Source organism: Mycobacterium sp. AT1 (assembly GCF_002043095.1).
Lineage (GTDB): Bacteria > Actinomycetota > Actinomycetes > Mycobacteriales > Mycobacteriaceae > Mycobacterium.
In genome coordinates this window covers 1-11,460 of sequence record NZ_MVOC01000111.1, presented here as the reverse complement: position 1 = coordinate 11,460, position 11,460 = coordinate 1, and the positions used below count along the sequence as shown (strand labels likewise).

Below are 11,460 nucleotides of genomic sequence, written 5' to 3'. Positions count from 1 at the left end.
ACTAACTCACTCGTCGCGGCGCCGACGACGGCCGCCTCCGGTGCCGTTGGCTTGCAGACGAGCCATCAGCTCGGAGACCGGCTGGCCGCCGATGTGCTGGCCCGCCGGTTCTTCCGGCTCGTCGGCACCGCGATGCCGTGCGGGTGGCACCTCGGGAGCCTCGGGCTGAGGAGGGGTCGGAGTAGCCAGCGTCGGCGGTGTGCGGCGAGCGGCCTCGGCATCCTCCGCGGCGGCCGCATGGCGGGCGCGCCTGGCGGATTCGGCGGCGGTCTCCACCTTGTGGTCGCCCGTGTAGTGGCGCCCAGGGCGAGGCGCTTCCGTTGGCGGCGACGTCATCGCCGGCGGTGGCGGTGGCGGTGGCGGTGGGACCTGGTCGACGGGGTCAGCGGTCGCCGAGGTGTCGAGGGTGTCGGAGGTGTCGGGCTCCACGACGGGGGACGTCCAGTTGCTCCCCGGTGCTCCGGCGGGGATGAACTGACCCTGGGCGGGAGCTGGCCGCCAATCCGATTCCACCGGTTCGTGCCTGTTGACCGGCTCCCGAACCGGCGCGCTGGGCGGCGGCGGCGGAAACGGTTCCGGCGCGCGTCGTCTGCCCTCCGGCCGTGGCTCCTCGGCGGCCGGCGGGCGCCACGCGGCGGCGGCGCGTTCCTGTTCCGATGCGCGCCGGTGCGCGCCGCCCGACAACAACGGTCCCCACTCGTCACCCTCGGGCTGCGGCTCCGCGGGCACGTCGATGATCGGGCTTTCCTCGGTGTTGGGATCGCTGTCGTCACCGACGATGGCGTCGGCGGCCGGCGTGTCCTGGGTGTCGATGCGGCTGCTGATCACCCGGCCGGGGCCGAAGCTCCGGTCGTCGTCGCGTTCCTGCGTCGCCTGCGGTACGGCGTCCCAGTCCCCGAACCTGTGCACGGTGGTTCGTTCGGTCTCGATGGCCGGCCTGCTCTGCAGATCGGTGTCGAAGATGATCTCCAGATTCGCGCGCAGCGCCGCCAGTTCGGCGCGGAGGCTGGCTACCTCGTCGGACGTCTGGGCCCGCATCTCCGAGGCGAGTTCGCGGCGCAGGTGCGTCTCGATGGACAACTCGTACTCGCGCCGCGCCGAAATCTCCCGATCCAGCTGCAGGTCGTACACCAACTTCAGGTCGCGGGACTTCGCCTGGTCGAGATCGGCCTGCCGTCGGTAGATGAACGACACGAAGGCACCGACCACCGCCGCCCACAGGGCGACGACCACGGCAAGCTTCAACAGCGCCACCTCGTCGGTGAACACCAGGGCCGAACTCGACACGATGGCAAGTACCAGCAAAGCCGTCAGCAGCAACGAGCCCGGCCTGCGGTTTCCGCGCCGCGCGCGGGCCCCACGAGTCGGTTCGGTCATGGGCCGACTGTACCTGTGACAGTCCTCATCGCGTACCGACCGCGTCGGCGATTCTCCTGGTCAGCTGCTCGGGCGAGCTAACCGAGCACGCCGTCCGCGTCGTCGGGCGGCTCGTCCGGCGACTTGCAGCAATGCTCGAGCCAGAGGGCGGCGAGCACCAGGGCCAGCGCACTCAGGGCGGCCAGCACCGCACCGACACTGCCTTCGCCTGCGACTCGCAGGACGCTCCGGTTCGGCACGAAGAATGCGCTCACCCCCAACCACCAACCAAGGGCCAACGCCCCGACCCACGCGGACGCCTTCGCGATCATCACGGCGCGTGCCACGGCCAACGGGTGAACCCGGCCGGGGCCGACGCCGATCTTGCCGTCGCCGATCTTGGACCTGAGGTAGAACGCCCAGGCCGCCACGGCGACGGCCACCCCGAGCAGAGACACTCCGGTCAAGACCCTGATCGGGGGGAACGACCCGAACAGCCGCCACGTGACGACGTAGCCGAGGATCGCCAGGACGACGGTCGCGATCGTGAGATCCCGTTTGCGGGTCGGGACCATTCAGCGGGCCAGGACGTCGGCGACGGGACGGACGCCGTCGCGCTCGCCCGCGTCCAGGTCGGCGAGCAGCCGTCGGACCGGTTGCGACGCTCCGTTCACCGTCAACGTGGCCTCCGGGTCGGCGGCCAACCACGGGACGAGCACGAAGGCCCGCTGATGCGCGTACGGATGCGGGAGCGTCAGCACCTCGTCGGTACTCGTCACTTCGTCGTCGCCGGAGTGACACGTGATCAGGTCGACGTCGAGAGTCCTTGGACCCCAGTGGACTTCGCGCGTACGGTCGGCCGACCGTTCCAGTTCCTGCCCGCGGCGCAGCCATGCACGACAGTCAAGCGCGGCGTCCTCGGCGATCACGACGGCGTTGAGGAACGGCCCCTGCTCGACGCCGCCCCACGCGTCCGTCTCGTACACCGGTGACACGGCGCGGACGGCAGACCCGAACCCGTCGACCACCGACCGCAGGTAGGCAAGGCGGTCGCCGACGTTCGAGCCGATCGACACGACGACGCGGGTCACGATGGCGTGCCGGCGCGCCCGCCGCGGCGCGATCGCCGCGCCACCACCGCCACGTCGGAGAACGTCAACGGAATCGGCGCTTCTGGTTTGTGTACGACGACCTCGACGGCGTGCAGCCGCTCGTCGGCCATCACCGCGTCGGCGATCTCGGCGGCGACCGTCTCGATCAGGTTGCGGGGCGGGCCGGCGACGATGTCCGCCGCCAGCTGGGCGAGTGCCCCGTAGTCGACGGTGTCGGCGAGGTCGTCGCTGGCCGCCGCGGCGGCGAGGTCGATCCAGACCGTGACGTCGACGACGAAGTCCTGACCGTCACGACGTTCGTAGTCGAACACGCCGTGATTTCCACGAACGGTCAAGCCGCGCAATTCAATTCGATCAGCCACGGCCCGCCTCACCTGCCCACGTGGGTGCCGCCTCCCATGCCTCGACGACCTTCAGCGCGTCGACTGTCGCGGCGACGTCGTGGACGCGCACCCCCCACGCGCCGTGCATCATCGCCAGCGCCGAGATGACCGCCGTCGCGGTCTCCCTGCCACCGGGCGGCCGCAGTTCACCGTCTTCGTCGGCCAGCAGCGCACCGAGAAACCGCTTCCTCGATGCGCCGACGAGCACCGGCAAGCCGAGGTCGACGATGTCCGGCAACGCCGCCAGCAACGTCCAGTTGTGCTGGGCGGACTTGGCGAAGCCAAGACCCGGATCGATGATGAGCTTGCCGGGGTCGACTCCGGCGGCAACCGCGGCGTCCACCGCGGCCGCCAACTCGTCGCGCACCTCGGCCACCACGTCGCCGTAGGGCGGCACGTCGTGTGGGCGGTCGGCGGCCACTGCTCGCCAGTGCATCAGGATCCACGGCACGCCCGCCTCGGCCAGCAGCGGCGCCATGTCGGGATCGGCCCGCCCACCGGAGACGTCGTTGACGACTCTGGCGCCGTTCTCCAACGCCACCCGAGCGACGGCCGCGTGCATCGTGTCGATGCTGACCGTCACCCCCTGCTCACTGAGCGCCTTGATCACCGGAACCACCCTGGCGATCTCGGCGGCGGAGTCGACTCTGGTGGCGCCAGGACGCGTCGACTCGCCGCCGACGTCGACGATCGCCGCGCCCGCGGCGGCCAACGCCACGCCATGTTCGACGGCGCGGTCACGGTCGAGGTAGAGGCCGCCGTCGGAGAACGAATCGTCGGTGACGTTGACGACGCCCATCACCTTCACGCGTGTCGACGTCACTTGCGGAGGATGAGATCCAGCGCCTCGGACCGCGACGCATTGTCAGTCTTGAACTGGCCCCGCACCGCCGAGGTCGTGGTGCTGGCCCCCGGCTTGCGGATGCCGCGCATCGCCATGCAGAGGTGCTGGGCCTCGATGACGACGATCACGCCGCGCGGGTCGAGCTTGCGCATCAGCGCGTCGGCGATCTGCCCCGTCAGCCGCTCCTGGACCTGCGGCCGCTTTGCGTACATGTCCACCACCCTGGCCAGCTTGGACAGCCCCGTCACCCGGCCGTCGACGCCAGGGATGTAGCCGACGTGCGCGACGCCGTGAAACGACACCAGGTGGTGTTCGCAGGTCGAGTACATCGGGATGTCCTTGACCAGCACCAGCTCGTCGTGTTGCTCGTCGAACGTGGTGTTGAGCACGTCGTCGGGATTCGAGTACAGCCCGGCGAACATCTCCCGGTAGGCCCGCGCGACCCGGGCCGGCGTGTCGAGCAAACCGTGCCGCTCGGGATCCTCACCGACCGCGTACAGCAGTTCACGGACGGCGTTCTCGGCGCGCTCCTGGTCGAACGTCGCCGCCACGAAGGCATGCGAGTCGGTCGGGTCGGCGGTCGTCGTAGTAGCGGGCTTCGTCAACGGAGCTCCGTTCGGTTCAGCCGGCCGAGTGCTTTGCGGGTCCGTCGTCACTGCTGTCGTCGACGTCGTCCTGCTGGCGCGGCGCGGGGCCGCCACCGCGCGGCGCGGGCGCGCCTGGCTGGGGATACGGCTGGTATGGAGGATAGGGCTGCGGATACGGCTGCTGGTAGCCACCCTGGTATGGCGGCGGCGGTCCCCATCCCGACGGCGGTGGCGGCGGGTACTGCCCCTGCCCCTGCGGCTGTCCCCGAGGAGGCCATCCCGGTGCATGCCAGTTGGCGGGTGCGCCGTAGTTGGGCTGAGTCGGACCGGCGGGTGCGCCGTTGCCGCCTGGGCCGGACGAGCCGTTCTGGCCGCCGTAGGACCCGTTGCCGTTGACACCGTTGTTGTGGCCGTTGGCGCCGTTCTGGGCCTCGGCCGCTCTGCTCGCGGCGGCGATCGCCGCCTTGAAGGCCGGCTCCTCCACTGGCGGCGGCCATGGCTCGCCGCGTTCGATCGCCAACTCGCCAGGCGTCTTGATCGGTGGCTTCTCCGACGGCACGCGGCCACCGAAGTCGTCGAACATGGTCAGACGTGGACGCTTCTTCACGTCGGCGAAGATCGCCGCCAGCTCGACCCGGTGCAGCGTCTCCTTCTCGAGCAACTCACCGGCCAGCACGTCGAGGACGTCGCGGTACTCGGTGAGGATCTCCCACGCCTCGGTGTGCGCGGCCTCGATCAGCTTGCGCACCTCGTCGTCGATGATCTGGGCGACCTCGTGGCTGTAGTCGGCCTGCGTGCCCATCGAACGGCCGAGGAACGGGTCCCCGTGCTCGGTGCCGTAGCGGACGGCGCCCAGCTTGGCGCTCATGCCGTACTCGGTGACCATCGCGCGGGCGATCTTGGTGGCCTGGTCGATGTCCGACGAGGCGCCCGTTGTGGGCTCGCGGAAGATCAGCTCCTCCGCCGCGCGGCCACCCATGGCGAACACCAGGCGCGCGATCATCTCGGAGCGCGTCATCAGGCCCTTGTCGTCCTCGGGCACCGACATCGCGTGCCCGCCGGTACGGCCGCGGGCCAGGATCGTCACCTTGTAGATCGGCTCGATGTCGGGCATCGCCCAGGCCGCGAGGGTGTGCCCACCTTCGTGGTACGCGGTGATCTTCTTCTCGTGCTCACTGATGATCCGGCCCTTGCGGCGCGGTCCACCGACGACGCGGTCGACGGCCTCCTCCAGCGCGGCACCGGTGATGATGGTGCCGTTCTCGCGGGCCGTCAGCAGGGCGGACTCGTTGATGACGTTGGCGAGGTCGGCGCCGGACATGCCGACCGTGCGCTTGGCGAGGCCGTCGAGATCGGCGTCCTCGGCGATCGGCTTGCCCTGCGAGTGCACCTTGAGCACCGCACGGCGGCCGGCCAGGTCGGGGCTGGACACCGGGATCTGCCGGTCGAAGCGACCGGGGCGCAGCAGCGCAGGATCGAGGATGTCGGGCCGGTTGGTCGCCGCGATGAGAATGACGCCCTGGCGCTCGCCGAAGCCGTCCATCTCCACCAGCAACTGGTTGAGCGTCTGCTCGCGTTCGTCGTGGCCGCCGCCCATGCCTGCGCCGCGCTGGCGACCGACGGCGTCGATCTCGTCGACGAAGATGATGCAGGGGCTGTTCTGCTTGGCCTGCTCGAACATGTCGCGCACCCGGGAGGCACCGACGCCGACGAACATCTCGACGAAGTCCGAGCCGGAGATCGTGAAGAACGGCACCCCGGCTTCACCGGCGACGGCGCGGGCCAGCAGCGTCTTGCCGGTACCTGGCGGACCGTAGAGCAGAACGCCCTTCGGGATCTTCGCGCCGAGCGCCTGGTAGCGCGTCGGGTTCTGCAGGAAGTCCTTGATCTCGTAGAGCTCTTCGACGGCTTCGTCGACGCCTGCGACGTCGGCGAACGTCGTCTTGGGCATGTCCTTGCCCAACTGCTTGGCCTTGGACTTGCCCATGCCGAAGCCCATCCGCCCGCCGCCGCCCTGCATGCGGGAGAACATGACGAACAAACCGACGAGCAGCAGCAGCGGCAACAGGTAGATCAGCAGGGACCCGAGGATGCTGCCCTGGTTGACCATCGTGTTGGTCTTGACGTTCTTCGCGTTCAAGGCGTTGAACAGCTCGACCCCGTACCCCGTCGGGTACTTGGTGATGACCTTGTCCTTGCCTTCGGTGTCGCCGTTCGCGCTCTTCAGATCGAGGCGAACCTGCTGTTCGCGATCGTCGATCTGGGCGGAGTTGACGTTGTCGCCGTTGATCTGGCTGATCGCCACCGAGGTGTCGACCGGCGTGTAACCACGGGTGTCGTCACTGAAGTAGTAGAAGGACCAACCCAGCAACAGGACGACCGCAATCGCTGTCAGGGTGCGGATGACGTTCTTACGGTTCATTCGTTGTCTTAGGCCAGAAGATTCTCGAGCTGATCGAGTCCGGCCACGTCCTTCCGATAAGCGCAGGTTGGGTGAATCAAGGCTACCGCTTGACCAACGATCGACGGTTCCCGACGTCTCGTGCTTGGCTCAGCAGGTGCTCACCTCGACCCAGCGGCTAGTGGAGACCAACGGCGTGACGTTGCGCGTGACCGAGGCCGGTGACCGCGGAGCACCCGTCGTCGTGCTCGCGCACGGCTTCCCGGAACTCGCGTTTTCGTGGCGTCATCAGATCCCTGCGTTGGCTGCCGCCGGGTATCACGTGCTGGCCCCCGATCAGCGCGGCTACGGCGGTTCGTCGGCGCCGTCGGACGTCGAGGACTACGACGTCGTGAAGTTGACCGGCGACGTCGCGGGGCTGCTCGACGACGTGGGTGCGGAGAAGGCGGTAGTCGTCGGCCACGACTGGGGTTCGGTGGTGGCCACCAACTTTCCGCTGCTGCACCCGGATCGCGTGTCGGCGTGCGTTGCCGTCAGCGTGCCCCCGATCCCCCGCCCCCCGACGCGGCCGACGGAGGCCTGGCGCAGCGCGTTCGGCGACGACTTCTTCTACATCCTCTACTTCCAGGAACCAGGGCCAGCCGACGCCGAATTGTCCGCCGACCCCGCCCGCACCATGCGCAGACTGATGGGCGGCATGCGGTCCACCGACAGCACGAACGTCTTCCTCAAGATGGCGACACCCGGCCCGGCGGGCTTCGTCGAGCGGTTGCCGGAACCGGACGGCCGCCCCGACTGGATAGCTGAAGACGAGGTCGACCACTACGTCGCCGAGTTCACCAGGACGGGATTCACCGGACCGCTGAACTGGTACCGCAACTTCGACAGGAACTGGGAGCTGACGCAGACCACCCCGTCGCCGACGATCGCCGTGCCCACTCTGTTCATCGGCGGCACCGCGGATCCGGCCCTTGAAATGACGCCCCGCGACCGCGTCCGCGACGTGGTGTCGGGACCGTACCGGGAGGTGCTCGTCGACGGCGCAGGTCATTGGCTGCAACAGGAGCGCCCGGCCGAGGTCAACGCCGCGCTGTTGGAGTTCCTGGGCACCGTCTGAGTGGACGGTAGGGTGCGTGCCATGCCGAAGCCTCTGACTCGACTCCTCCTGCTCGCCGGGGCGGCGCTGACCGCCGTCGCAGTCGTCGGCTGCGACGCCACCGCGGCCCCCGCAGCGGTTCCAGGGACAGCCGCGCCGCGCCAGGTCACCGTGATCGGCGAGGGCAAGGTCGACGGCACGCCGGACACGCTGACGATCAGCCTTTCGATCGCCGCGACGGCGCCGGACGCGATCGGCGCGTCCAATCAGACGAGCAGCCGGGCCAACGCGGTGACCGACGCGCTCGTCGGTCAGGGAATCGACCGCAAGGACATCAGCACGACGACGGTCACGCTGCAGCCGCAGTACGGCTCCAACGGCACCTCGATCGTCGGCTACCAGTCCAGCAACTCGATCGACGTCAAGGTCCGCAAGATCGACACCGGACCCCAGGTCCTGGCCGCCGTCACCACGACCGGTGGTGACGCCACCCGGATCAATTCGGTGACGTACTCGATCGAGGACGACTCACAGTTGGTCAAGGACGCCCGCAGCCGGGCCTTCGACGACGCCAAGAGCCGGGCTCAGCAGTACGCGGAGCTGTCCGGCCTCGGCCTCGGCAAGGTGCTGTCCATCTCGGAGACCGGTGGCGTGACCCCGCCGCCGCCGTCGCCGGTTCGCTACGACGTGGCCGCCGAGGCCGCGCCGATGTCACCGGGTCAGCAGACCGTCGGCTTCGCCGTCACGGTCGTCTGGGAACTGGGCTGACCAGCTTTCTCACACCACCGCCGCGATGTGCACCGGGATGCCGTTGAGCACCGCGGTGCCGGACAGCGGGTCGACCGTCAGCCCGTCGTTGAGCTGGTTGACGTTCACCCCCGGTTGCCCGGTCGCCACCGATTGCGCGGTGCCGCCGAGGTCGTGACCCCACCCGTGCGGAAGGGACACCACCCCGCGCCGGATGCGGTCGGTGAGCTCGACCGCGACGACCAGCTCGCCGCCCGGCCCCTTCACCCTTGCCTCGTCGGCGAGGCCGAGCTCGTCGGCGTCGTCGGGGTGAATCTGCAGCGTGCAGCGGTTCGTTCCGCCTGCCAACGCGGGCAGGTTGTGCATCCAGCTGTTGTTCGACCGCAGGTGCCGTCGGCCGATCAGCACGTAGCCGTCGACGCGGTCTGACGACACCGACGCCCGAAGCCGTTGGGCGTCGGCGACGAGCAGGGCAGGCGCCAGGTCGACCTTGCCCGTCGGGGTGCGCAGCACCTCGGCCAGGCGCGGACGCAGCGGCCCGAGGTCGACGCCGTGAGGGGCGTCCTTGAGCGCCTGCAGGGTCAGACCGTCGGGGTTGGCGCCGAAGCCGTCGCCGTAGGGGCCGAGCCGCAACATCATGTCGAGCCGACGTTCGTAACCCGGTCCCGGCGGCAGCATCGCCGTCAGCTCGTCGACGGAGCGCCCCGCGACCGGTGAGGTGGGGTCGGCGACCTCCTTGCCGAGCGTCGCGGCGATCACCTGCTCGTCGACCAACGCCGGGTCGGCGTCGTGCCCGAGGCCGGCGATCGTCAGCGCCAGCCGGGACAGGATCGTCGGCTCGTCGGGTTGGCCGTCGTCGAGCGGCAGCACGGGAAGCGAGTAGCGGGCGTTGTTGCGAACCGCCGCGTTGGCCAGCGCGATGTCGTAGTGGGCGCTGCGCGAGGGCGGCGGCGGGGGCAGGATCACGTCGGCGTGGCGCGTCGTCTCGTTGAGGTACGGGTCGACGCTGAGCATGAAGTCCACGCCGGTGAGCGCGCGGCTCAACCGGGCTCCGTCCGGCGCGGACAGCACCGGGTTGCCCGCGACGGTGATGACGGCCTTGACCTGGCCCTCCCCCGGTGTCTCCAGCTCCTCCGACAGCGCCGTCACCGGCAGCTCGGAGAGCACCTCGGGGAACCCGGAGACCCGGCTGTGCCACCGTCCCACCAGGAATCCGCGGCCGGGTCGCGGCGGACGGGGTGCCGCGCCGACGGGTGACTGGGGGAACATCACCCCGCCGGGCCGGTCCAGGTTGCCCGTCAAGACGTTGAGCACGTCGACCAACCAGCTGCCAACGGTGCCGAACTCGACGGTCGAGGTGCCCATCCGGCCGTACACGGCGGCGACGGGGGCCGCGGCGATCTCCCTGGCGACCGCCCGAATCTCCTCGGCGGGAACACCGCAGTGGTCGGCGACGTGCTCGGGTGCGAATTCCCTTGCCAGCGCTTGCAATTCGTCGATACCGTCGACGAGATCCGCGAGCTGCCCGAGGTCGACGAGATCTTCGTCGAACAGGGTGTGCACCATGGCGAACAGCAGCGCCGCGTCCGTTCCTGGCCGGGGCGCGACGTGCCGGTCGGCCAATTCGGCGGTGCGGGTCCGCGCCGGGTCGATCACCGTCAGCCGGCCGCCGCGCTTCTTCAGCGCCTTGAGCTTGCCGCCGAAGTCGGCGGCGGTCGCAAGGCTCCCGTTGGACACCAGCGGGTTGGCGCCGATCACGACGAGGTGCACGGCACGGTCGAGGTCGGGCACCGTGAACGCCAGCGGGTTGCCGAACATCAGCCCCAGCGCGACGTGCTTGGGCATCTGGTCGAGGGTGCTGGCCGAGTACACCTGCCGGGTTCCGAGGCCGCGGATGATCAACGGCACGTACAGCGCTCCGGCGATGGTGTGGGCGTTCGGATTGCCGGCGTACACCGCGACGGACGAACCCCCGTGCTCGGCGAGCACGGCTCCCAGTCCCGCCGCGGCCGCCGCGAAGGCCTCGTCCCAGCCGACCTCGACCAGCTCGCCGTCCCGGCGAATCAGCGGACGGGTCAACCGATCCGGATCGCCGTCGAGTTCACCGAAACTCGCCCCCTTGGGGCAGATGAAGCCCGCACTGAAGACGTCCTCGCGGTCACCGCGGGCGGCGACCACCCGAAGCGCGGTGTCGTCGACTTCCAGGGTGAGCCCGCAGGTGGCTTCGCAGAACGGGCAGATTCTCAGCGCGGTGCGGGTGTCGACCATGCCTGCATTGTGCGCCGCGAACCCTAGGGCGTCTCGTAGACCTTCGGATCCAGGGTGCCGATGTACGGCAGATCGCGGTAGCGCTCCGCGTAGTCGAGGCCGTAGCCGACGACGAACTCGTTGGGGATGTCGAAGCCGCACCAGTCGATGTCCAAGTCGACCCGGACGGCGTCGGGTTTGCGCAGCAGCGTGCAGACCTTCAGCGACCGAGGATGCCTGGTGGCGAGATTGCGCAGCAGCCACTTGAGCGTGAGCCCGGAGTCGACGATGTCTTCGACGATGAGCACGTCACGGTCGTTGATGTCGCGGTCGAGGTCCTTGAGGATGCGCACCACGCCCGATGACGACGTCGACGAGCCATACGAGCTGACCGCCATGAACTCGAGCTGCGTTGGCAGCGGGATCGCGCGAGCGAGGTCGGTGACGAACATGACCGCACCCTTGAGCACGGTCACCAGCAGGAGGTCTTGGCCGTTTTCTGCGACCGACTCGCGGTAGTGCGCACCGAGGATCGCGCCCAGCTCGGACACCTTCTTCTGCACTTCGGCCTCGGAGAGCAAAACCGATTGGATGTCGCCGGGATACGGGTCCGCGGCAGTTGGCTCGGGCACGGCAACAGCGTGCCACGTCAGGGCATCCACGACCAACTAGTTGTTCTTCATGGGC

11 protein-coding genes are annotated in these 11,460 nt (G+C 69.3%); 2 read left to right on the top strand and 9 right to left on the bottom strand.

All coding sequences use genetic code 11. From position 1 onward, the window contains the following. Nucleotides 1-6 precede the first annotated feature (6 nt). From B1790_RS33410 to ftsH, 7 genes are all read right to left on the bottom strand, one after another. Nucleotides 7-1,377, bottom strand: a complete 1,371-nt coding sequence (locus B1790_RS33410) for a DUF6779 domain-containing protein (RefSeq protein WP_079927558.1) — start codon at nt 1,375-1,377, stop codon at nt 7-9. A 77-nt stretch (nt 1,378-1,454) separates the two neighbouring features. Further along, on the bottom strand, nt 1,455-1,931 hold the full coding sequence (locus B1790_RS33405; RefSeq protein WP_079927557.1) for a DUF3180 domain-containing protein: 477 nt from the start codon (nt 1,929-1,931) through the stop codon (nt 1,455-1,457). Then, on the bottom strand, nt 1,932-2,447 hold the full coding sequence (folK, locus tag B1790_RS33400; protein ID WP_079927556.1) for a 2-amino-4-hydroxy-6-hydroxymethyldihydropteridine diphosphokinase: 516 nt from the start codon (nt 2,445-2,447) through the stop codon (nt 1,932-1,934). Continuing rightward, nucleotides 2,444-2,830, bottom strand: a complete 387-nt coding sequence (gene folB / locus B1790_RS33395) for a dihydroneopterin aldolase (protein ID WP_079927584.1) — start codon at nt 2,828-2,830, stop codon at nt 2,444-2,446. The genes folK and folB overlap by 4 nt, the downstream gene beginning before the upstream one ends. Next, nucleotides 2,823-3,650, bottom strand: a complete 828-nt coding sequence (gene folP / locus B1790_RS33390) for a dihydropteroate synthase (RefSeq protein WP_079927583.1) — start codon at nt 3,648-3,650, stop codon at nt 2,823-2,825. The genes folB and folP overlap by 8 nt, the downstream gene beginning before the upstream one ends. A gap of 20 nt (nt 3,651-3,670) precedes the next feature. Then, nucleotides 3,671-4,246: a GTP cyclohydrolase I FolE gene (gene folE, locus B1790_RS33385; protein ID WP_142271675.1), complete on the bottom strand. Its 576-nt coding sequence runs from the start codon at nt 4,244-4,246 to the stop codon at nt 3,671-3,673. Nucleotides 4,247-4,316: 70 nt separating this feature from the next. Then, nucleotides 4,317-6,704 carry an ATP-dependent zinc metalloprotease FtsH gene (ftsH, locus tag B1790_RS33380; protein ID WP_079927555.1) on the bottom strand — a complete coding sequence of 796 codons (2,388 nt, stop codon included), beginning with the start codon at nt 6,702-6,704 and terminating at the stop codon, nt 4,317-4,319. A 136-nt stretch (nt 6,705-6,840) separates the two neighbouring features. On the opposite strand from ftsH, the gene B1790_RS33375 reads away from it, so the two are divergent. Both B1790_RS33375 and B1790_RS33370 read left to right on the top strand, forming a co-directional pair. Beyond that, entirely contained in the window at nt 6,841-7,800 is a 960-nt protein-coding gene (locus tag B1790_RS33375; RefSeq protein WP_198952192.1) for an alpha/beta fold hydrolase, read from the top strand. A 21-nt stretch (nt 7,801-7,821) separates the two neighbouring features. Next, entirely contained in the window at nt 7,822-8,547 is a 726-nt protein-coding gene (locus tag B1790_RS33370; protein WP_079927580.1) for an SIMPL domain-containing protein, read from the top strand. Nucleotides 8,548-8,556: 9 nt separating this feature from the next. Here the strand turns inward: B1790_RS33370 and B1790_RS33365 are convergent, their stop codons facing one another. Together B1790_RS33365 and hpt are read right to left on the bottom strand one after the other, a co-directional pair. Beyond that, on the bottom strand, nt 8,557-10,794 hold the full coding sequence (locus B1790_RS33365) for a molybdopterin-dependent oxidoreductase (RefSeq protein ID WP_079927554.1): 2,238 nt from the start codon (nt 10,792-10,794) through the stop codon (nt 8,557-8,559). Between the two features lie 23 nt (nt 10,795-10,817). Next, nucleotides 10,818-11,405 (bottom strand): hypoxanthine phosphoribosyltransferase, encoded by a 588-nt coding sequence (gene hpt / locus B1790_RS33360; RefSeq protein WP_079927579.1) that lies wholly within the window; start codon nt 11,403-11,405, stop codon nt 10,818-10,820. Between the last annotated feature and the right edge of the window lie 55 nt (nt 11,406-11,460).